This window comes from Phycisphaeraceae bacterium (genome assembly GCA_015709595.1).
Taxonomy (GTDB): Bacteria; Planctomycetota; Phycisphaerae; order Phycisphaerales; family SM1A02; genus CAADGA01.
This window is the reverse complement of record CP054178.1, coordinates 3,019,510-3,041,474: the sequence shown is the minus strand read 5'-3', so window position 1 is coordinate 3,041,474 and position 21,965 is coordinate 3,019,510. Positions and strand designations below refer to the sequence as shown.

13 protein-coding genes and 1 other RNA gene are annotated in these 21,965 nt (G+C 67.2%); 7 read left to right on the top strand and 7 right to left on the bottom strand.

Going from position 1 to position 21,965, the window contains the following annotated elements:
• Positions 1-83: 83 nt before the first annotated feature.
• From HRU76_12845 to HRU76_12835, 3 genes are all read left to right on the top strand, one after another.
• Positions 84-977: an NAD(P)-dependent oxidoreductase gene (locus HRU76_12845; protein ID QOJ18419.1), complete on the top strand. Its 894-nt coding sequence runs from the start codon at positions 84-86 to the stop codon at positions 975-977.
• Positions 978-1,040: 63 nt separating this feature from the next.
• Positions 1,041-2,591, top strand: a complete 1,551-nt coding sequence (murC, locus tag HRU76_12840) for a UDP-N-acetylmuramate--L-alanine ligase (GenBank protein ID QOJ18418.1) — start codon at positions 1,041-1,043, stop codon at positions 2,589-2,591.
• A 135-nt stretch (positions 2,592-2,726) separates the two neighbouring features.
• On the top strand, positions 2,727-3,809 hold the full coding sequence (locus tag HRU76_12835) for a class I fructose-bisphosphate aldolase (protein ID QOJ18417.1): 1,083 nt from the start codon (positions 2,727-2,729) through the stop codon (positions 3,807-3,809).
• A gap of 47 nt (positions 3,810-3,856) precedes the next feature.
• Here the strand turns inward: HRU76_12835 and HRU76_12830 are convergent, their stop codons facing one another.
• Positions 3,857-5,647, bottom strand: coding sequence for a type VI secretion system contractile sheath large subunit (locus tag HRU76_12830; GenBank protein ID QOJ18416.1), 1,791 nt, complete (start codon positions 5,645-5,647; stop codon positions 3,857-3,859).
• Positions 5,648-5,786: 139 nt separating this feature from the next.
• Between HRU76_12830 and HRU76_12825 the strand changes: the two genes are divergently transcribed.
• Positions 5,787-6,866 carry a hypothetical protein gene (locus HRU76_12825; protein ID QOJ18415.1) on the top strand — a complete coding sequence of 360 codons (1,080 nt, stop codon included), beginning with the start codon at positions 5,787-5,789 and terminating at the stop codon, positions 6,864-6,866.
• A gap of 27 nt (positions 6,867-6,893) precedes the next feature.
• Here HRU76_12825 and HRU76_12820 read toward each other — a convergent pair whose 3' ends face one another.
• From HRU76_12820 to HRU76_12805, 4 genes are all read right to left on the bottom strand, one after another.
• A complete protein-coding gene (locus HRU76_12820; protein QOJ18414.1) occupies positions 6,894-7,313 on the bottom strand; it encodes a hypothetical protein in 420 nt (139 codons plus the stop codon).
• A gap of 134 nt (positions 7,314-7,447) precedes the next feature.
• The gene (locus HRU76_12815; protein ID QOJ18413.1) at positions 7,448-9,277 is read right to left on the bottom strand and encodes a PQQ-binding-like beta-propeller repeat protein; all 1,830 of its coding nucleotides are present in this window, start codon (positions 9,275-9,277) and stop codon (positions 7,448-7,450) included.
• A gap of 116 nt (positions 9,278-9,393) precedes the next feature.
• A complete protein-coding gene (locus HRU76_12810; GenBank protein QOJ18412.1) occupies positions 9,394-12,783 on the bottom strand; it encodes an ABC transporter permease in 3,390 nt (1,129 codons plus the stop codon).
• Positions 12,780-13,487: an ABC transporter ATP-binding protein gene (locus HRU76_12805; protein ID QOJ19191.1), complete on the bottom strand. Its 708-nt coding sequence runs from the start codon at positions 13,485-13,487 to the stop codon at positions 12,780-12,782. Before HRU76_12805 ends, HRU76_12810 begins: the two co-directional genes overlap by 4 nt.
• 538 nt (positions 13,488-14,025) lie before the next feature.
• Here HRU76_12805 and HRU76_12800 point away from each other — a divergent pair.
• Positions 14,026-14,598: a dCTP deaminase gene (locus HRU76_12800; protein ID QOJ18411.1), complete on the top strand. Its 573-nt coding sequence runs from the start codon at positions 14,026-14,028 to the stop codon at positions 14,596-14,598.
• Positions 14,599-14,706: 108 nt separating this feature from the next.
• Complete coding sequence (locus tag HRU76_12795; GenBank protein ID QOJ18410.1) at positions 14,707-18,468, top strand: adenosylcobalamin-dependent ribonucleoside-diphosphate reductase; 3,762 nt, start codon at positions 14,707-14,709, stop codon at positions 18,466-18,468.
• 561 nt (positions 18,469-19,029) lie between these two features.
• On the opposite strand, the gene rnpB is transcribed toward HRU76_12795, so the two are convergent.
• An RNA gene (rnpB, locus tag HRU76_12790) (RNase P RNA component class A) lies at positions 19,030-19,421 on the bottom strand.
• A gap of 12 nt (positions 19,422-19,433) precedes the next feature.
• Between rnpB and HRU76_12785 the strand changes: the two genes are divergently transcribed.
• On the top strand, positions 19,434-20,399 hold the full coding sequence (locus HRU76_12785) for a hypothetical protein (GenBank protein ID QOJ18409.1): 966 nt from the start codon (positions 19,434-19,436) through the stop codon (positions 20,397-20,399).
• A 137-nt stretch (positions 20,400-20,536) separates the two neighbouring features.
• Here the strand turns inward: HRU76_12785 and lexA are convergent, their stop codons facing one another.
• Positions 20,537-21,154 (bottom strand): transcriptional repressor LexA, encoded by a 618-nt coding sequence (lexA, locus tag HRU76_12780; GenBank protein ID QOJ18408.1) that lies wholly within the window; start codon positions 21,152-21,154, stop codon positions 20,537-20,539.
• Between the last annotated feature and the right edge of the window lie 811 nt (positions 21,155-21,965).

Genomic DNA, 21,965 nt, shown 5'->3' with positions numbered 1-21,965 from the left:
ATGACTCACACCCCGGTCACCTCACGTACTCCCCACCCCACTTGACGGCCTTGCCCGCCATGGTTCGCTGAGACGCCACACCCATGCGCATCGCCCTGACCGGTTCCTCCGGCTTCATCGGCTCCGTCATCGCCCGCGCCCTGCACGCCCGCGGTCATCAAGTGACCGGGCTGGTGCGATCGACCAGCCGCCGCGATCACGTGGCTCCGTTCGTCGATCGTTTCATCGAGGGCGACCACGCCGACCCGCACTGCTGGCCCGCTCTGCTGCGTGAGGCCGACGCGGTCGTCCACAACAGCTTTGACTGGGACGCCCTCAAGTCAGGCGACGCCAATCGGCACCTGGAGCGCAACCTGCTTGCTTCCATTCGCTTCCTTCACGCCTCCGCGCCGAGACCGTTTGTGTTCATCAGTTCCATCGCGGTGCATCACGACATGCGCCCCCGGTGGAGTGGAATGGTGGATGAGGATCACCCGCTGCGTCCGGCCTCGCTCTACGGCGCGTGCAAGGCGGCGATCGAGGATCACCTGTGGGCCGCCCACTTCGAGCAGGGCCGGTTCGTCTCCGCTCTGCGGCCTTGCGCGGTGTACGGCATCGATCCCAGGATCGAACGGTCCATCGGCTACCCGATCATCCGGCAGATTCGGGACCGTCGCCCCTTCACCCGCCCCGGCGGAGGCAAGTTCGTCCATGTGGACGATGTGGCCGTCGCCGTCGCTTCCGCCGTCGGCAACCCGGACGCCTCGGGCCGGGTCTACAACTTGGCTGACTGCTACGCCCGGTGGGCGGACATCGCCCAGATGATCGCCGATCACCTGGGCATCGCGGCGGAGATCGACTTCTCCAGCCCCCCTCAACCGAAGAATCAGTTCACCAAGGATGCGGCCCGTTCGCTGGGGGTGCCGCTGGATCGCGGACACCAGGGGATTCGGGCGTATCTGGGGGAGTTGGTGAAGGTCGCGATGAGCGGCGCGTGACGACTCCGGCGCGTCCTCAATCTCCAATGCCGCCGCCCTTCACCGGCCGATAGAATGCATCCCATGAGCACGCTCACCGTGACGGATCGCGGCGTCTCCACGCGCGGCACGGCGGCCGCCGGCGCGCATCACCAGCCCAGTGGTCATCGATCCCCCTTTTTCGCCGGACAGCATGTCTGGTTCATCGGCATCGGCGGGTGCGGCATGTCCGGGCTGGCGCGACTGATCCGCAATGCCGGGGCGACCTGCGCCGGGTCGGACAGCGTGCCCAGCGAACTCACCGACGCGCTGAGCCGCGACGGCATTCCCGTCACCGCCGACCAGCAGGCCGGGCGGCTGCCGGAGGAATGCACCCTTGTCATCGCCTCCGCCGCCATCAAGCCGGACCACCCGGAGATGCTCGCGGCGGGCGATCGCGGCATTCCGGTCCTCTCCTACGCCGAGGCCCTGGGGCGGCTGCAGTCGGGCTTCACCGGCATCTCCATCGCGGGCACGCACGGCAAGAGCACCACCACCGCCATGCTGGCCCACGTGCTCATCCACGCCGGGCTGGACCCGAGTTTCATCGTGGGCGCCACCTGCGCCCAGATCGGCGGCGGCTCGCGCACGGGCGGCGCCCTGGTGCCGCAAACAGAGAACGGGACAGGGACGTTTTCCCTCGCCGGCAAGCCCGGCATCCTGCTGGCGGAGGCCTGCGAGTTCAACCGCTCCTTTCATCACCACCGGCCCACGATGGCCCTCATCAACAACATCGAGGCCGATCATCTCGACATCTATGGGTCGCTTGATGAGATCGTGAAGGCCTTCGGCGAGTTCGCGCAACTTCTGCCTTCGTCGCGCGAGGGCGGCCGCCTGCTCATCGCCCACGAAGGCGCTCACCGCCGCGAGGTCACCGCCGGGCTGGCGTGCGAGGTGATGACCTTCGGCTTCAGCCCCTGGGCGGACTACCAGGTCACCTACTCCCCTTCCGCCAACCGCGTCACGATTCTGCGGCAGGAGGCGGCCCTCGGCTCGTGGGTGCTCCCCATGCCGGGCGAGCACATGGTGCTCAACACCGCGGCGGCGGCCATTCTCGCCCACTGGTGTGGGGCGCCGTGGGAGCGTATTTCGGAAGCACTCTCCACGTTCGCCGGCGTCGATCGTCGCATGCAGCGGCTGGGAACCCGCACCCTTCCCGGCGGCGGCCAGGTGCTGGTCTACGACGACTACGGCCACCACCCCACCGAGATCGAATCCACCCTTCGGGCCTTGCGCGACTTCATCCGGCCCGCGCGCCTCATCTGCGTCTTCCAGCCCCACCAGCACAGCCGCACGCGATTTCTGCTGGAGGAGTTCGCCAACTCATTCTCGCACGCCGATGTCGTCATCGTGCCCCACATCTATTTCGTCCGCGACTCGGAGATCGAGAAGACGAAGGTCAGCGCCCAGGATCTCGTCGATCGCCTCCGCACGCGCGGCGTGACCGCCATGCACCTCTACCCCTTCGAGGCCATCGTGGAGCAGCTTGAACTCCTCTGCAAGGGCGGCGACCTGCTGGTCATCATGGGCGCCGGGCCGGTGTGGAAGGTCGGCCGCCAATTCCTCGCCGCCTCCATGTCGCTGCACGCGGCCTGAACGGGCCCCACCGGCAGGAATACGGACCTGGCGGATGAGAATCGCGGCAGCCCGCCGGGCGTTCTCCGTGCTTCCCGCCGGAACACCGCGCCCATCCCGCTTATCATGTCCTCTCACACACGACGAGGATTCCCCATGACCATGGTCGCCAGCCGTTCTCCGGTTCTCGAAGCCCTCGGTTCCGACGCCGACGCCCTGCTCACCCATCGGGCCAAGGTGGACCGCAAGCACCTTCATCTCCCCGGGCCGGACTTCGTGGACCGCGTGTGGGCGGGGTCCGACCGCTCGCCCCAGGTGCTCCGCTCCCTCCAGCAGCTCTTCTCCCACGGCCGCCTCGCCAACACCGGCTACCTCTCCATTCTGCCGGTCGATCAGGGCATCGAGCACTCCGGCGGCGCCTCCTTCGCCAAGAACCCCATCTACTTCGACGGCGAGAACATCGTGAAACTCGCCATCGAGGGCGGCTGCAACGCCGTGGCCACCACCTTCGGCGTCCTCGGCTCCGTGGCGCGAACATACGCCCACCGAATCCCCTTCATCGTCAAAATCAACCACAACGAGCTGCTCACCTACCCCAACAAGCACGACCAGATCCTCTTCGGTACGGTGGAAGAGGCGTGGAACCTCGGCGCGGTGGCCGTCGGCGCCACCATCTACTTCGGCAGCGAGGAATCTGGCCGCCAGATCGTTGAGATCGCCGAGTGCTTCCAGCACGCCCACTCGCTGGGCATGGCCACCATCCTCTGGTGCTACCTGCGGAACAGCACCTTCAAGGTTGACGGCAAGGATTACCACACCGCCGCCGACCTGACCGGGCAGGCCAATCACCTGGGCGTCACCATCCAGGCCGACATCATCAAGCAGAAACTGCCGGAGCGCAACGGCGGGTACAAGGCCCTCAACACCGGCGGCTCCTCCTACGGCAAGCTCGATGAGCGCATGTACACCGACCTCTGCTCCGACCACCCCATCGACCTCTGCCGCTACCAGGTCATCAACTGCTACATGGGACGCTGCGGACTCATCAACTCCGGCGGCGAAAGCAAGGGGGCGAGCGATCTGGCCGACGCCGTGCGCACCGCCGTCATCAACAAGCGGGCCGGCGGCATGGGGCTGATCTCCGGCCGCAAGGCCTTCCAGAAGCCCATGAGCGAGGGCGTGAAACTCCTCAACGCCATTCAGGACGTCTACCTCGACCCCGGGATCACCGTGGCCTGAATGCATGCGGTTCGTCAGTGTTCGGCGGCGTCGGGAATCCTCTCCGCCTACAACTCCGCCAGAAGAGCCGCCAGTTCCGGGTCCATGGGTTCTTCTTCTTCCGGGGAGGCGGGGGTGTCGGCGGCGGTTGGCTCTTCGCGGCTGGCTGGCGGCTCCTGGCTCGCGCCTTCCTCTCCCCCCCCGCCCCCGGAATCTCCGCCGATCTCCGCCAGCAGGGCCGCCAGTTCGGCGTCCTGGGCTGATTCCTGGGCGGGGCTGTCTCCGCCGGACGCATCCTCGGCGGCGGCGGGCTGGGGCGCTGCGGCCGTCGCGTCCGGCTTGATCGTCACCGGCGCCCACGGGCCGGCCAGCGAGCAGAGTGACCCGAGCCGGACTTCCGGCTTGCCCTGCATGGAGAGCAGGGGCATGAAGCGTCGTCTGGTCAGTTGCTCGGCGGTGCGGAGGTTGATGAGGCGCTCGGTGCAGGGCAGGGCGACCTGGTCGCCATCGGCGTCGGTGAAGAAGTGGTAGGGCATGTCGCCCACGGAGAGAATCGAGCCCGGCTTCATCTTCTTTCCCTGCTTGCGGAAGGTTTCGCCCAGCAGCAGGGCGGCGATGAACCCGCCGTGGCCCCACAGCATGGCGGAGAGACCCGCGGCGGGGGTGAACTCCTCGAAGTCGAACTGGTCGATGGGGTCCGTCCGCTCGCCGTAGGGGCGGCGCAGCAGGAAGCGGGGAACGGTCAGCCCGAGGTAGTTGGCTTCGGGCAGCAAGCCGAGCTGCTTCCAGGCGTCGAGGATCATCGGGTGGACATCTTCATCCTTCAGCATGGTCAGCACATCGGCGCTGATGGCGGCGATGAACGGCGCGCCGCCCGCGCCCGCGCTGGCGGCGAGTTTGGCCACCCGGCCCAGCAGCTCGGCGTGCGGGGGGGTCATCTCGAAGGTGTACAGCCCGATGATGAGGGAGAGCGGACCCTGCTGGGCGTCCAGGGCGGGCTGCTCCACGAGGAGTCGGTAGAGCCCTGTCTCCGCCAGGTCATCCGCGGCGGCCAGATCGGCGGCCAGCTCCTGGGCCGTGAGGTCGTAGAGGATGATCTGGAGCGAGGAATCGGTCTCCAGGCGACGGGTGAGAAAGTCAACGCCGCGCCAGATCGACTCCATCACCTGGAAGTCGGGGTGGTGGAGCAGGGCGCGCATGGCGTCCGACAGGGCGGTATCGACGGCGGCGAGCATGGCGTCCCGCCTGGGATCCCTGGCGGGCACGATGTAGGGGCCGACGATCTTCTTCACCAGGTCGGCGGCCTGCTGAGCCGCCTTGCCGCCCCCGCCGGCGGCGGAGGTCGGACGCCCCAGCAGGTTGGCGAAGTCATCCAGCGTGGCCCCGGCGGGAAGCTCCGCCCCGCGGGCGGAAGCGTTCCTCGGCGTACGGACCTTCTTCCCCTTGCCCGCCCAGGACTGGACTTCCTTGATGGCCTTGTCGGCGGTGGCGGAGGATTGCAGCCGACGGCGCAACGCGCCGAGTTCGGTGAAGACATCCACCTTCTCGAAGAGCTGGTCGGGGTGGAAGTCGTCCATGCCGCCGATGGGCACGGAGATGGCGGCGTCCTGACCCAGGGGGAGTGAGAGGGTGATCTTGAGCCGCTGGATGACGGCGTCAATGGTGTCCACATCCACCCGGATCGGCTTGCGCTTGGCGAGGGCGTCGCCGGTCTCCAGTTCGCCGCGGTTGGCGCGCCCGGAGAAGTCGCCCAGCAGGGCGATGCGGAACGCTCCCCCGCCTCCCCCGCCTGCGGACGCCGCGCCTGGCCTCGTGCCGCCCGTTCTGCTCACGACGCCGAAGTTGAACGAGTACTTCACGGCGAACCTCCTGTGAAAGCGGCTGGCATCAAGTGGTGGTCTCGATTATAACGGAACGACCCCGCGACGCGAGGCGACGCGCGGCGGCCCGGCGAGGGCGGCGGCGGGAAGAGGTCGTTCGCAACATGAGGAGACCATCATGCCAGGCGATCGCATCAGCAAGACCGAGTTGGACGTGGACGGCCGCAAACTGGTGAAGGTTCCCTCGGTGAAGGGTTTGATCGACATCGGCAAGGCGAACGTCAAGTTCATCCTGCAGCTGCAGGTGAAGGGCGGCGCCGTCGATCCGCCCACGCAGAAGAATGTCGAGGGCGTGATCGACAAGATGCTCGACGAGTTCGGCAGGAAGATCAACGATGAACTGGAGGAACTCGTCAAGCAGGTCAGGAAGAAGCAGGAGGACGAGAAGCGGGGCGACGACAAGGCCGCCGACGAGGCGATGTCGCTGGTGGAGAAGACCAACGCCCGCATCGAGGACATCGCGGACGACTTCCGCAATGACCTGCGCGAAAAGGTGGAGAAGAAGTGGAAGACCCTGGCCGCCAGAAGTCCGTCACTCGAGCTGCATGACACCATGACCTTCGGCCTGTGCCGCATCGAAGAGGCGAAGATCGTGCGCGGCGCCTTCACCCACGGCAAGGGCGGACTCTCCGCCAAGGACGCGAAGAAGTGGGAGGAAGTCACCGGCGACATCGGTGAACTCGGCGAACACGTGGGCGGGCGGCATCTGACCGCGGAATCCGATACGCGGGCGAGCGTGGGAGACGCATGCTCCAAGCACTTCGTCGCCAAGGAAAAGAGGGGCGACGCCGCGGTCACGCTGCGCGAGGCGACCGCCGCGTGCGACGGCTACACGGAGCACGCGGACGAGTTCATCGACCTGGTGGACAAGGCGCTGGACCGCGAACTGCAGAAGTTCGAGAAGCACCTCAAGACCGAGAAGGATCTCAAGCAGGGCGTCAAGATGGGCGCGGCGGTGAAGAACCTGCGCCGCGACCGGCTGGCCCTGATCGCCAAGCTGAAGGAGACGCGATCAACGATCGACAGCGTGAAGAAGTCGATCAAGGCCGGAGCGGACGACGCCGCCAAACGCGCGCTGACGGGTTTCGGCGGCTCGAAAGGCGCCATCGCCAAGCTGTGCGCGGACATCAAGTCCGAGGCCCAGGCGCTGGCCAAGCTGGGCGACCAGGTGCTCAAGGACGCCAAGAAGGCGGGGTGACGCCGGGCGGACCTGCTGCACCGCGCCTTATTCTCCGGCCTTGCGCCGGTTGGCCCGCCGCGCGGCGCGCTCGGCGTCCGTCATCATCGAGATCGGCTTGTCGCCCGAAGGCGCACGGCCGACATTGGGCGGTGGAGCCGATGGCGAGGTGCGACCGACCGACCCGCGGGGCGGCGCACCGGCCGGCGGCGCGCCCCAGCCGCCTTCGCCACCCGAGGCGGACGCGGTGCGATTGACCCGACGCGCCTCGCGCGCCCCCCCGCCGCTCCCTCCGACTCCCACCGACTTGCCGGCGGCCTTCACGTCGTCCCGGATTTCCTCCATCCGGTCCTTGCGGTCCCGGATCATGCTGTAGTGCTTGACGGCCTGATTGGAGTACCGCGACAGAAAACTCAACCCGGGAATGCGGGCGAACTGCTCAAGAATCCGGGAAATCTTGAAGAGCATCGTCGCACACTCCGGTCGGCCCCCGGTTGCCCCCCCTGGGTGGCCGCAAGGCCTGTCGCGCCTCGTCTGGCGCATTGTACGGCCCCGGCGAGAACGACATCGGCGAATCTGCTCGATTTCGACGAATCACTCGCTCAGCGTGGCCCTTGCTCACCGGCCTCCACCGCCACCATGTGCCCGCGGGTGCGGAAGTACAGCACGCCCTCGGAGATGGCGGGCGAGGCCATGCAGGTTTCGCCCATCTCGTTGGATGCGATGATCTCGAAGGTTTCACCCGCCCTGACGACGTGAATGTCGCCTTCCTCGCTGGTGATGTAGATCTTGCCGTCCGCCGCCACGATCGACGCGGTGAATCCGGTCTGCCCGGCGCCGACGCGCTCGCGGTAGAGCAGGTCGCCCGTCTCGGCCCGGTAGCAGGAAAGCATGCCCGAGTCGCCGCAGCAGTAGAGCAGTCCGTCGTAGACCAGGGGGGTCTGCATGTAATTGCCGCGGCTGCGCACCCACCACGCCAGGTGGCCGCTGTCGGGCTCGGTGCTCAGGTCACCCTTGGCCGCGTCGAGCCGGATGGCGTAGATCGGCGCCATGCGCCCATGAGCGTTGGTGATGAAGACCAGGGAGTTCCACACGACTGGCGTTGGCACGGGGATGTCGCCGCCGCCCTCGAGCTTCCACAACGGCTCGCCGGTGTCCAGGTGATAGCCCCCGATGTGGCGGTAGCCGTTGACGATGACCTGCCGTCGCCCGTTAGCCGTGTCGATGGCGGGCGTACCCCAGGTTGGCACATCCGTGCGCTCGGTGCGCCAGATCGTCTCGCCTGTCTCAAGATCGAGGGCGGCGAGAAACGAGTTCTCCTGCACGTCGCACTGGATGATGACCTTGTTCTCGAAGATCACCGGCGAACTGGCGAAGCCCCACTGGGCGTCCTTCACCAGGTAGTAGCCCGAGTCGAGCACGCCCAGGTCGCGCTTCCACTTCAGGTTGCCTTCCACGTCGTAGCAGTAGAGTCCTTCTGACGCGAACAGCGCGACGACGTGCCGACCATCCGTGGCGGGAGACGAGGCGGCGTGACTGCCCTTGGGGTGGCGCTTGATCTTCGGAACGGCCTCGACGGCGGTGCGCTCCCAGAGTATCTCGCCCGTGCGCTTGTTGAGGCAGTAGACCTTGAAGGCATGCACCGAGTCATCCGGCACCGGCGCGATGCTGCCGTACAAGCCGACCTTCAGTTCATCCGGCCCTTCGCCCTGACGGACCGCGGTGGTGACGAACAGGTGATCGCCCCAGATCACGGGGCTGGAGTGGGCCAACCCGGGAATCGGCGTCTTCCACGCGATGTTCTCGCCCTTCTCGACATTCCACCGGGTGGCCGTGGCGTGCCCCTGCGCCACGCCGCCCGAGGCCGGTCCGCGGAAGAGAGGCCAGTGCCCCGACGCCTGCTTGTCCGCATCCGCAGCGGGCTTGGGGAGGTCGGCGGCGGGGTCCGTGGACAGCCGCTCGATGCGCCCGTACATCAGCCCGCCGCGTCGCCCGCCCTTCCACATGCCGGCGTACTTGCCGTCGTAAAAAACCACGCGGGCCGAGTACGTGCCCAGCCCCGGGATGCCGAAGTTGGTGAGCGACACCATCGGGGTGTCATCCGCCCACTTGACGGGCACCACGATAGGCAGCGTGACATCCCGCTCGCCGTACTGCACGCGCGTGTCGAAGCGCCACAGGTCGCCGCGCTGCCTGGTGACCTTGGTGATGGTGTAACGCTCCTCGCTCGGCGCTCGATCCGGCGCGTCATCCATGGTGAAGTATCCCACCAGCTGCACGCCGCTGAGCATCTCCTCGAACGCCTTGTCGCGCGCGGCGACGGCGTCGTCAGTGGCGGACTGGTCCGCCTGCTGTGAAGCGGCAACGACTACCGGCGCCCAGCCCAGCGTCATCACCAGACCCGTGCAAGCCATCAGGCGACCCTTGCTCATGTCGCGCACCCCTGCGTGTGAAAGTTACGGAGTCGTTCCCCGCGTCTCCCATAGCGAGACGATACATCACCAACCGCTCACGCAGATTGTAGGGGGAGTCAGCCCGGACGTTGCCGCTACTCGCTCTGGAGCGCCCGCGCCAGGTCGCCTCGAGCCGCCGCTCGTGTGGCGGTCACCACGCATGCCAGTCCCACGACAATCATGCCCCCCACCAGGCCGGCGAGCAGCCCCCAGGGAACCTCACCCCGCACAGCGGCCGGCGCCGCGGCCAGCAGACCCCCCGCCAGCCCGCAGCCCACGCCCGCCGCCAGCAGCCCGGCGTGCTCGCTCACGATGAGTCGGCGGATGACTCCGGCCCGGTACCCCACGGCGCGCAGCATCGCCACTTCGCGCCGCCGATCGAGCAGGTTCCGCAGCACCACCACGCCCAGGCCCGCCGTGCCCAGCACCAATCCCAGCCCGCCCAACGCCTGAAAGATGACAAGATACGTGTTCTGCACGCGATTGAAGTTGGCCAGCCGCGCGTCGGCGCGTTCGACTTCCAGCCCCACGTCGCTGAGCGATCGCGTCAGCGAGCGCGCCACGTCATCGCGCCGATCCGCCGGCGCGTCGATCAGGAACATGCGGTATCCCGTCTCAGTGGGGTACAGACGCTGAAACGCCTGCTCGTCGATCAGGAGAAGCCCTTGCAGAATCGAGTTCCGCACGGTTCCGACGATGCGGATGCGGATGGGTCGCCCCTGGTCATCCGACAGTTCAATCGTGTCACCCACACGCTTGTGGAGCGACCATGTCACGCTGGTCTCGTCGCCGATGGCGGGAACCGCGCCATCCGGTTCCTCCCGAGCCAACGAGAGCCAGGGCGATTCGTCCTGCGCCGTCGGCGGACTGGCGGCGAAGGAGAACGCCCCGCGCTCCGCCAGCGCCGCCACGCGCACGCCCGCCAGCCGGGGACGCGCGGCGGAGCCGAGGTTCAGGCAGCTCGCCTCATCGCCCTCACGCACGCGCAGGGGAAGAACGTCGATCACCTGGGCGATGCGCGGGTCAACCGCGTATGTCTCCTGCCCGCGATCCGTACCCAGATCCTGAAACACGGGCAGCGTGGACGTGCCGATCAGGGCGAACCCGCCCGTGCCACCGCGCCGATCGGTCGGGTCGCGCACCTCGCTCAGCCGGTAGGCGCTCACCGCCAGCACCAGGAACACGCCCACGGCGAGCAGCGACGCGGTGGCGATGCTTCGCCCTGGGCGCCGCACCGCGTTGCGCACGCCCAGCCCGGCCAGCGAGCGCAGCGTCGCGGCGCCGCGCCGCTGCGCCGCCATCAGTCGAACGCGAATCAACGCCAGCAGCGCGACCATCACGTTCATGCCGGCGCCGAAGAACGCGCCGGCGGAGCCGTCTCGCAGTCCCGCGATCAGCAACCCCCACGCGCCCAGCGACGCCGCCAGCGCGATCCACTTCGACCACGCCCGGCGGCCGTCCCGAGGCGACGAGGCGTCATCCGACCCGCGCGCGATCGCCAGCAGCTCCACGGGGCTGCGCGCCGTACGGCCGCGCAGCGCGACCACAATCGTGCCCAGCGACATCGCACCCGTGACACCGGCGCCCATCAACAGCGTCGGCACACGGATGTGCGGGGTGATGGCCGCGTCCGCCACCGCGCCGCTCCAGATGGAGCTGAGCAGGTTCAGCACGATGAATGCGTACCCCACGCCCAGCGCGGCGCCCAGCGCCGAACCCGCCCCCACGATCAGCACCGCCTCGCGCAGCATCAACCCCCTGACCATGTGCCGCCGCCAGCCGATCGCCAGCAGCGAGCCGATCTCGCCCGAGCGCTGCTCGATGCCGAAGACGAACAGCATCGACGCCAGCAGCAGGGCCGCCACCACGAGGAACATGCTCAGCCCGATGAACAGCCCGCCAAGGTCGGTGGCGGCACGCCCGGTCCGCGCCGCCTCCTCCCGCAGGTCGCGGAACGTCAGCCCGAACGACGCGGGATCAAGCCGTTCGCGCAGCGCCGAGGTCAGCCGATCACCATGCTCGATCGGCGCTCGAATCGCCGTCAGCGTTCCGAACCGATTCGCCCACATCCGCTGTCCGTTCTCGAGCGAGACGAACCCCTTGGGGGAGCCGCGATGATCGTCCCAGTACTGCTCATCCTTCGGACGGATGCGCTCCAGGTGAATGGGCACCCCCGGCTCCCAGTCGCGGCTGCTCTCGGCGTCGGAAATGCCCGGAAACTCGGGCATCAGGTGCGAATCGACGGCTCGTCCCTCCATCGGCGCGACGCCGCTCACGCGCACCGTGGTCGTCGCCTCCTCCAGTTCACGCCCGTCGCGCAGGGCGTAGTAGCGCAGCTCGATCTCATCGCCGACGTTCGCATCGAGATCCTCCGCCAGCCACGCACCGAGAACCAACTCGTCCCCCACGGGCGGCTGCGCGAGCGGATGAAGCAGCGGCGCGGCCGCTTCGCCGCCCGACAGCGGTGCGATCGCGGAGATCATCGAGTACGGCGTCGTCCGTTCGCGCCGACGAATCTCGTTCACGAAGTACGTCAGCACCCCCAGCGCGGGAAGATCCAGCCCGCGCGCCGCCTGCTCAACGACTCCATCCAGAAAGATGCGGCGGCTGCGAACCTCGAACTGCCCGATCGACTCGCGCGGAATCAACTCCAACTCGGCGTCGTCCAGCGTCCACACGCGGCCCAGGGCGGCGTCAAGGGCGGCAAGTGGAGTACTGAGTGCTGAGTACTGGGTACGGGGGGGTTCCACGTTCCGGGTTCCGAGTTCCGAGTGCCCACTGCCCGTCCCCACCAGCATGACGTTGGCCCGACCATCCTGCCCCACCTGAGCGGCGAGCCAGTCGCGGTTGACCAGGGCGTTCATCGGCGGCAGCGGACTGGCCTGGAGCGAGAAGCGGCCGCCCTGCTCGTCTCCCACGATCTTCGACACCCGTACGCGCAGACCCAGCGAGGCGTCATCCACGCGCGCGATCACCACGTCGCGAGGCAGGGCCGAGGGCTTCTCCACGCGCAGCAGCAGTTCCTGCCCCGCCGATGCGCCCAGTCGGTTCGCCAGCGCCGCGTTGAGCCATGCCTCGCCCGGCGCGGGTGCGGCGTGCTCGTCCGTCGCCGCCTCGCTCGATCCGAACAATCCCACGAAGCGCCCGTCCACGCCCAGCACCTGCACGTTGTTGACGCGCATCGAGCCGTCGAACGAGCCCGCCACCCCGCGCAGGTACAGCACCGCCGCCGGTTCGGCGCCGGGCGCGGCCTGACGCAGATCATCCGCCAGCGCCGCGCGGAAGAAGCGATCGCCCGCCGCGATCACCGCGCGAACATGCCCAATCCGCGCCATCGCCTGCGCCCGCAGCGTCTGCCGTGCCGAATCGCCCACCGCCAGCGCGCCGGTGAGCACGGCGGCGGCCACGGCCACTCCGAGCATCACGCCCAACGACGTGCGCCAGCGGAACATCGCCCCGCGCCTGGCCAGCGACCAGCGCGTCACGTTGCGTCCCCCGCGGCGTGCAGCAGGCCGTCCCGCAACTCCAGCACGCGGCCCAGGCGCGACGCCAGCCGGTCCGAGTGCGTCACCACCACCAGCGTCATGCCCCGGTCGCGGTTGAGCGTCACCAGCAGGTCGCCCATCGCGTCGGCGGAGCGGCCGTCAAGCGAACCCGTCGGCTCATCCGCCAGCACCAGCACCGGGTCGTTGATGAGGGCCCGCACCAGCGCCACGCGCTGGCACTCGCCGCCGGAGAGTTCGCCTGGCCGGTGATGCAATCGCCCGCCCAGCCCCACCGAGGCGAGCAGTTCGCGGGCAGTGGCGGCGTGCGCGTCCGCCCGGCCGCGCTCGCGCGACGCCAGCGTGGGAATCAGCACGTTTTCCAGCGCCGAACACTGCGGCAGCAGATGGTGCGACTGAAACACGAAGCCGATCTTGCGATTGCGCACATCGGCGAGTTGCTCCGGATTGAACCGCGTGATGTCCTGGCCGTCGAGCCGCACCACGCCGCTCGTCGGCGCCGCCATCGCGCCCATGATGGTGAGCAACGTGCTCTTGCCCGAGCCGGAAGGTCCGACGATGGCCACCGAATCGCCCCGATGCACCTGCAGCGATACGCCTCGAAGAACCTCGATCGGCGCTCCCCCGCCAGCACCGTGGTTGTACCGATGAACGACCCCCTCGAGCGCCAGGATGGGCTGTGCCATGGTCATGCGGATGCAGTGTAGGGGACGGGGCGCAGCGAGTTGCCGGCGGTTGGGTTGAGGTCTCGGTGACTGGTCGCCGGCGATCAGCCACCCGACGGCGACGGATCCGGAAAGCCAGGAGGCGAATCAGCGTCGCCCGGAAATGCCCATCCCGTGGGCGTTTCAGCCCGATGACGGGTCGAGCAGGTCGGCGGAACCGACCACCACAACATCTTGTGATCTGACAGGGGCTGACAGGTTATCCACCACGAAGGATTGCGGTTTGCCTTTCTCCAGAAGGCCGGTAAACTGCCCGCTGGCTTGATCTTCCGTTCATTTCACCGCTTCCACGACATTTTGGGCCTGCAAATGGTTGCGGCCCAACCTGTAGTGCGTATGATGAAAATGCCGATGATCCCCTCGGGCGGGTGGGCCGTTCGGAGGATCGAAGCATTGAGAGGGGGCGAAATGGTGTGGGAACGGATCAACCGCCAGGTTCGAGTGTGGGCCGAGGCGCGAAAGCGCGGCTGAACGATTCGGGAACTGTGAGGGTACTGCCATGGCTGTCCTGTGCGATTCGCAGATTCGGGAACTCGTCGGCATCGAGCCGTTCGAAGAGAACATCAAGCGGGCCGGGCGCGTCTCGTACGGCGTGTCGTCCTACGGCTACGACGTGCGCGTGGGCACGCTCTTCAAGATCTTCACCAACGTGGCCCGCAACGGCGGACAGGCCATCGTCGATCCCAAGAAGTTCGATGATGAGATGTTCATCACCATCGACACGCGACAGACCGGCCGCGACCACGTGATCATCCCGCCCAACTCCTTCGCGCTGGCGGAGACGGTGGAGGTGATCCGCGTGCCCCGCGATGTGCTGGCCATCTGCGTGGGCAAGAGCACCTACGCGCGGTGCGGCATCATCGTGAACGTGACTCCGCTGGAGCCGGAGTGGCGCGGCAAGGTGACCATCGAGATCAGCAACACCACCCCCCTGCCCGCCAAGATCTACGCCAACGAGGGCATCGCCCAGATCGTCTTCATCAAGGCCGACCGGGTCTGCGCCAAGTCGTACGCGGACAAGGGCGGCAAGTACCAGGACCAGGCGGGGCTGACATTACCAATGGTTGACTAGTGGCGCTGCGAAAGCGCTTTCGGAGCGGCTCGTCTGCCAAGCAGACAGCCGGCCACGAACGAATATTCATGGTTTTCCCAACACCCGGCACGGCCGGGAGGGAACAGAATGAAGATCACACGCCGATTCACGACTGCTGGAAAGAACGTCTACGACTCCGTCGAGTGGGCCAGGCGCACCTCGCGCATCTCCAACGCCGACGGCTCGGTCGTCTTCGAGATGAAGGACGCCGAGATGCCCAAGTCGTGGAGTCAGCTCGCCGTGGACATCATGGTGAGCAAGTACTTCCGCAAGGCGGGCGTGCCGGAGGAAGGCGCCGAGGGATCGAGGCATCGAGGGATCGAGGAAAGCGCACCCGAAGCGAGCCGCGACCGTGAGGGAGCGGTTGGCTCCTCGCACAAAGCACCGCTTCCTGACGGGCGCGGCTCACTGGTGAGTGGGCGCGGGTCACAGACGAGCGGGCACAGTTCACTCAAGCCCTCGACCGGCCCGGAGAAGTCGGCGCGGCAGGTGATTCACCGGCTGGCGGGCTGCTGGACGCATTGGGGCAAGCAGTACGGCTACTTCGCCACTGATGAGGACGCCCAGGCGTTCTACGACGAGCTCGCGTGGATGATGCTCACCCAGGTGGCGGCGCCCAACTCGCCCCAGTGGTTCAACACCGGCTTGAACTGGGCGTACGGCATCTCCGGCCCGCCCCAGGGGCACTGGATCGCCGACCACGCCACGGGCACGGTGTCGCTGGCGTCGGACGCCTACACGCATCCCCAACCGCACGCCTGCTTCATCCAGTCGGTCAACGATGACCTGGTCAACCCGGGCGGCATCATGGACCTGTGGGTGCGCGAGGCGCGCTTGTTCAAGTACGGCTCGGGCACGGGCACCAACTTCTCCTCGCTGCGCGGGGAGAACGAGAACCTTTCGGGCGGCGGCAAGTCTAGCGGGCTGATGTCGTGGCTGCGCATCGGCGACCGGGCCGCCGGGGCCATCAAGTCGGGCGGCACCACGCGACGGGCGGCCAAGATGGTCTGCCTCAACGCCGACCACCCGGACATTGAGCAGTTCATCAACTGGAAGGTGCGCGAGGAGATCAAGGTCGCCGCGCTCGTCGAGGGCATGAAGCACCTCTCGAAGGACCACAAGGAGCTGGCCGAGTCGCTGGGGCTGAAGCTGGATTACGACTTCAACGGCGAGGCGTACTACACGGTTTCCGGGCAGAACTCCAACAACTCGGTGCGGCTGACGGACGAGTTCTTCAGGCAGGTGGACGCGGACGGCGACTGGACGCTCACCAAGCGCACCGACGGCAAGCCGGCCAAGACGCTCAAGGCGCGCGACCTGTGGCGGCAGATCTGCGCCGCGGCGTGGCGCTGCGCCGACCCGGGCCTGCAGTTCGACAGCACCATCAACGCCTGGCACACGTGCCCGAACTCGGGACGGATCAACGCCAGCAACCCGTGCTCGGAGTACATGTTCCTCGACAACACGGCGTGCAATCTGGCGTCGATCAACGTGCTGAAGTTCTACGACGCCGAGAACCGCGTCTTTGACCTGGAGGGTTACGAGCACGCCATCCGGCTGTGGACGATCGTGCTGGAGATCTCGGTGCTGATGGCGTCGTTCCCGTCGCAGGAGATCGCCGAGCTTTCGTGGAAGTTCCGCACGCTGGGGCTGGGCTACGCCAACCTGGGCGCGATGCTCATGCAGGCGGGCATTCCGTACGACAGCGAGGAAGGCCGGGCGATCTGCGGCATGCTCAGCGCCATCATGACGGGACGCTCCTACGCCGCCAGCGCCGAGATGGCCGCGGAGCAGGGGCCCTTCCCCGGCTACGCGGAGAACCGCGAGTCGATGCTGCGGGTGATCCGCAACCACCGGCTGGCGGCCCACGGCGCGCCGCGTGATTCCAGCGAGTACGAGCAGCTCCACATCCGCCCCGTGCCCATCAACCACGGGCTGGTGCGCGGCGGGCGCCTCAACCTCGCCAACGCGGTGGAGATGCTCGATCGCGCCACGCGGGCCTGGGATGATGCGCTCGAGCTGGGCATGAAGCACGGCTACCGCAACGCCCAGACCACCGTCATCGCCCCCACCGGCACCATCGGGCTGCTGATGGACTGCGACACCACGGGCGTCGAGCCGGACTTCGCGCTGGTCAAGTTCAAGAAGCTGGCCGGCGGCGGGTACTTCAAGATCGCCAACGCCTCGCTGCGACCGGCCCTGCACGCGCTGGGTTATGACGCCAGGCAGATCGACGCCATCGTCACCTACGTCATGGGCACGCTCTCGCTCGAGACGAAGATGCCCGCGGACGCGCAGGACGACGGGGCCGCCCTGCGCGACTTCCTGGTCTCGCGCGGATACCGGGCCGAGGAGCTGGTCGAGGTCGAGAACGCCCTTCCCACGGTGTTCGAGATCGGCATGGCGTTCAACGCCTGGTCGATGCCCGAACGCGTGCTGCGCTCGCTGGGGGTTGACGTCGAAAAGGCCCGCAAGGATCCTTCCTTCAACGGGCTCAAGGCCCTGGGGCTGTCGAGCAAACAGATCGAGGCGCTCAACCTGGCGGTGTGCGGCACGCAGACCGTCGAGGGCGCGCCCTTCCTCAAGCCCGAGCACCTGCCCGTCTTCGACTGCGCCAACAAGTGCGGCAAGCTGGGCCAGCGGTTCATCGCCACCAGCGGGCACATTCGCATGATGGCGGCGGCCCAGCCGTTCATCTCCGGCGCGATCTCCAAGACCATCAACCTGCCCAACGAGGCGACGGTGGAGGACATCGCGGCGGCGTACCGGCTGTCGTGGGAGCTGGGGCTCAAGGCCAACGCTCTCTACCGCGACGGGTGCAAACTGAGCCAGCCGCTGAGCACCAAGGCCAACATCGGCGACGGCGAAGAGGATCAGGACGAGGACGATGTGGAGCAAGCCCTGGGGGAAGTATCAACCGCAGTTGCGGAACTGGGGTCTGCGATCTCGACCTCGTTGACCTCCTCCGCCGTCCTCGGCGCTCCCGCCTCCGCCCCGACGACCGCCGCAACCGCGACGACCAGCCCGCCCGCTGAACCGGAGATCAAGTACATCGAGCGCATCGTGGAGAAGGTGGTGGAGCGTCCGCTCCGTCGCCGCCTCACCGACACGCGCGAGTCGATCACCCACAAGTTCAACGTGGCCGGTCACGAGGGCTATCTCATCGTCGGGCTGTACGAGGACGGCTCGCCCGGCGAACTGTTCATCACCATGGCCAAGGAGGGCTCGACCATCGGCGGACTGATGGACTCGCTGGGCACCGCCATCAGCGTGGCGCTTCAGTACGGCGTGCCCATGTCCAGTCTTGTCAAGAAGTTCGAGCATCAGCGCTTCGAGCCGATGGGCATGACCACCAACCCGGACATCCCCTTCGCCAAGTCGCTGGTGGACTACATCTTCCGCTGGATGGGCATGCAGTTCATTGACGGCTACCGCGAACAGAACGCGCCGGACCGGCGCCCCGCCAAGGGAGTGAGCCCGGCGCCGACGGCCGAAGACCGCGAGGATGACGCGCCGCTTGTCGAGTCCAAGCCCGCCGCACCGCGCATGGAGTCGCGCTTCGCCATGGGCGACGAACCATCGGACGGCGGCAACCCCGCTGGTGCGGCCTCATCATCGCACGCCCCACGAGCCGAAAGGCCGTCCGGCGGTCTGCGCATGACCATGACTCAGCGTGAAACCCAGCGGGAGCGCATCGTGCAGGTCGAGTCGCAGCCCAGCGTGATGAATCAGGCCAACGCCTCGCTCATGGGCGACGCGCCGGCCTGCGATGTGTGCGGCTCGATCACTGTCCGCAATGGCACCTGCTACAAGTGCCTCAACTGCGGCAACTCGATGGGATGCTCGTGATCAGGACAGGCGGGCCTTGAAGCCATCGACCCGCACTACTCGGTATTCACTCGGCACCCAGCACTTCGCACTCAGCACCTCGTACTCAGCACTTCTGCATGACACACGCCTCGTCCATCCAGACGCTCCGACGATGGACGTGGCTCACGCGCGATGGGAGACGGCTCGACGCGGCCGGATGGAACGGTCGGCGAGTGGATGGATCCTCCTTGCAACCAAGAGGGGACGCACGGAACCGGGCAACGAGGCCCACAGCGCGCCCCAGCCGCCCCCTACGGAAAGCCGGGGCGGCCTTCCCCGCGGGCGACCGTCTCCCATCGCTTTTCGTCGGTCTTCCGTCTCGGCGTCCGCTGCGCCACTGCGGTGAAATCCGTTCACACATGGCTGGCGCGGGTGCAACGCCCGCGCCGTAGAAGGAGAGGCCCGCCTCCCTCAGGTCCCACACTCACACAGCACGGGCTTCTTCTTCCCCTCCTACCCCGGGACGGTCCCCACCACCGTCCCGGGGTTCTTTTCGGGAAAGCTGGAACCAACGACAACAGGCCCTTGCGGGCCTGTCGGGTCGTGGCGTGGACGTAAGCCGAATTCTGTCGAGCCCCGATCGGAGCCCGCGGCGACCATTTCTCTGCGACGTCCGTTGCCGGACGCCTGAAGCACGCGACCCGCTCCCGTCTTGCGAAGCCCCGGACCGGGACCGGCGCCGAAACGCCCGGGAACTGCTTGCGCTTGCACGCGGTGGGGTTTGCCCTGCCCCGGATGTCGCCACCCGGGCGGTGCGCTCTTACCGCACCTTTTCACCCTTGCGGGGGCTTGCGCCCTTCGCGGTGTGTTTTCTGTGGCACTTTCCCTGACTCCACGACCGGAGTCGGCGGGTGTTGCCCGTCACCGTGTCCTGTCGTGTTCGGACTTTCCTCCGTGCGTCTTGCAACGCCGGCGGCCGCCTGTCCACGCCATACTATACGGCCATGACACGCGAGGCGTTCGAGTCTTCGGGCCGGGGGCGGCGACTGTTGATCTGGGCGGATGAGCCGCATGAGCACCTGATCGCCGGTCTGCTCACGCGGTTGCAGATGCCCGCCGTCATCGCATCCCCGCGCGAGTCGGAGGCGGCCCGGCTTGCCGAGTCGCTGGGGCTTGCTCAGGTCGCAGACCTGCGCCGAACGGTGATCGAGTCTGACCAGGATGTGCTTCTGCTCCTGTCGCGGCAGCCCGTCGTCAGCGAAACGCTCGAAGCCGCCCGCGGCCGGGCCATTCCCATGCTGTCACTCCGTCCCCCGATGAGTCTGCCCGAGGTCGAGGCGGCGACGGCGCTCCCGGATTTCATCCCACGATTCATCGACTCTCCCGTGGTGCGCTCGGCGCTCGACGTGCTCACGGAGTTTGGACCACGGGAATTCGTTCACCTCATGTTTCGCGGGCCTTCCACGTTCGGTCCGCTCGCCGCCCGGCTGGCCGACGCCATGGAGACCATCGACCACCTGCTGGAACCCTGTGAGCAGGTGGATGCCACGCAACCGGCCCGGGGCGGCAAGCGCCCACCGCAGACGCTTGCGGACCTCGATGGCGTGCTGACGGCCATCGTGCGCTTCGACGGACCCATGGCCGCCGGACTGACCGTGTCGGACGATGCCCCGGACTGGAGCCGGGAAGTGATCATCCTCGGCCCGCGAGGCGTTCTGCGAATCACCGACAACTCGTATGCCTGGCTGGATGAAACGGGACGGGTGGTGGATCAGTCGAACAGGCCGTCGCTGCAGGCCGTTGACGTGCTGGCGCGAGCCATCCTCGCGCATCTCGATCCCGCGTCAGTGAAGCCGCCACCTCCCGCGTGGGAGCGCGTCCTCTCGCTCTGCGAAGCCGCTCGATTGAGCGTGCTGACTGGTCAGGGTGAATCGCCGCATAAGCTGCGACTTATCCTGTCGCAGGTGTGAAGCGCAGAGCGTGTTGACAACTGGGGAGCGCGCACGGTCGTGATGCCCGGCTCTTGAGTTCAGCGAATACTCGGGCGCCCCCCCGCCAGGTGCAAAGCGTGGGATACGCCGGCTGGGTTGAACGATATGAACCCGGCTCAATATCGCCTCAGCACGCCGATCACCACGCCTTGGATCTTGCAGTCCTTCACCACGATGGGTTTGAACTGGCTGTTGGAGGGTTGGAGACGAATGCGGCCGTCACGCTCCTTGTAGAAGCGTTTGAGCGTGGTTTCGCCGTTGGGCAGCAGGGCGACGACGCGCTCGCCGTTGCGGGCGGTCTGGCGGCGTTCAATGATGACGTAGTCGCCATCCAGAATGCCCTCATCCTGCATCGAGTCACCGTCCACCTGCAGGGCGAAGCAGCCCGCCTTCTGCCCAACGCGCGGGCCGAAGACTTCCTCCAAGTCGAGCCGGTCGTCCTGTTCGAACTTCTCGATCGGGTAACCGGCGGCAATCTTGCCCACCAGCGGAAAGGCCATGGGCTTCTCCTCATCGGGCACCAGCGCGTCAGCCGCCACCGACAAAGAGCGTGCCTTGTTGGGGTCGCGCTCCAGCGCGCCCTTGCGGATCAGCGCCTCGACGTGCTCGAACACCGTGACCTTGCTGACGCCGATTTCGTCGGCGATTTCCTGCATCGTCGGCGAATAGCCGTACGCGACGCGCCAGTCGCGGATCATCTTGAGAATCCGCAGCTGCTTGGGTGTGAGATTCATGCCTGATCTCCTGTGTCGAGCGAGAAACAAAGAGCGCGATCGAACGAGGCGCGGGGAGCGATCCCCCATCCCGACCACCACCAACCTCCACGGCTGCACCGGATCGTGATTCGATTTCGACAGCCGGATGGCTGGCGCCGTCGAGCTGCGGAGATTCCGCATGCTCCCGCGCCTGCTCCATCGCCTGACGACCGAGCAGCATCACCAGGCGCTGACTGTTGAGCCAGCCCATTGCGGCGCGCCAGCGGGCCGCCTCGTCCGGCACGGCGCGCAGCCGCTGACGCAAGTCGATCTGCGCGGAAGCAACGACCGCGACGCCATTGCCTTTCCCATCCTCGGCCAACGCCGCCGCACGGCGGGTCGGCGCCAACCCCAGCAAGGAAAGCAGTCGATCGAGCCAAGTCAGACGAGGGGTTGTCGCCCAGGAAGGCGAAGCGCCGCAATCGCCGCCATGTCGGGCAAGCGTTCGATTCGATCTGGCTGCATCGTTTCCGGACCACGCATCGTCCCTTCTGAATCCGCCATCGGCCTCGGCGTCGCCCGAGGGCGAGCCCTGCTCCACCACCAGGCGCCTCCCGCGAGGCATGTACCGCAACACGAAGTCTCCGCCGGGGCCGGTTTGAATCAGTGGAAGAGTCATGGTTCGCTCCCTTGTGGCGAGCCGCGCCGGTGACACGACCCATTGGGGGATGTCGCCGATCCGACCTGCCTGTCGCGGACCTGTTCTCGACCAGACGGAAACCGACCCTGCAGAAGCTGACGCCCAATCTGTTCGGTTTACGTTACCCGAACACGATCCGTATGTCAAGTC

What these genes read in the sequence shown, in the direction of transcription:
- HRU76_12845 (QOJ18419.1), top strand. Translation starts at nt 84, where the DNA reads ATGCGCATCGCCCTGACCGGTTCCTCCGGCTTCATCGGCTCCGTCATC.
- murC (QOJ18418.1), top strand. Translation starts at nt 1,041, where the DNA reads ATGAGCACGCTCACCGTGACGGATCGCGGCGTCTCCACGCGCGGCACG.
- HRU76_12835 (QOJ18417.1), top strand. Translation starts at nt 2,727, where the DNA reads ATGACCATGGTCGCCAGCCGTTCTCCGGTTCTCGAAGCCCTCGGTTCC.
- HRU76_12825 (QOJ18415.1), top strand. Translation starts at nt 5,787, where the DNA reads ATGCCAGGCGATCGCATCAGCAAGACCGAGTTGGACGTGGACGGCCGC.
- HRU76_12820 (QOJ18414.1), bottom strand. Translation starts at nt 7,313, where the DNA reads ATGCTCTTCAAGATTTCCCGGATTCTTGAGCAGTTCGCCCGCATTCCC.
- HRU76_12815 (QOJ18413.1), bottom strand. Translation starts at nt 9,277, where the DNA reads ATGAGCAAGGGTCGCCTGATGGCTTGCACGGGTCTGGTGATGACGCTG.
- HRU76_12805 (QOJ19191.1), bottom strand. Translation starts at nt 13,487, where the DNA reads ATGGCACAGCCCATCCTGGCGCTCGAGGGGGTCGTTCATCGGTACAAC.
- HRU76_12800 (QOJ18411.1), top strand. Translation starts at nt 14,026, where the DNA reads ATGGCTGTCCTGTGCGATTCGCAGATTCGGGAACTCGTCGGCATCGAG.
- HRU76_12795 (QOJ18410.1), top strand. Translation starts at nt 14,707, where the DNA reads ATGAAGATCACACGCCGATTCACGACTGCTGGAAAGAACGTCTACGAC.
- HRU76_12785 (QOJ18409.1), top strand. Translation starts at nt 19,434, where the DNA reads ATGACACGCGAGGCGTTCGAGTCTTCGGGCCGGGGGCGGCGACTGTTG.
- lexA (QOJ18408.1), bottom strand. Translation starts at nt 21,154, where the DNA reads ATGAATCTCACACCCAAGCAGCTGCGGATTCTCAAGATGATCCGCGAC.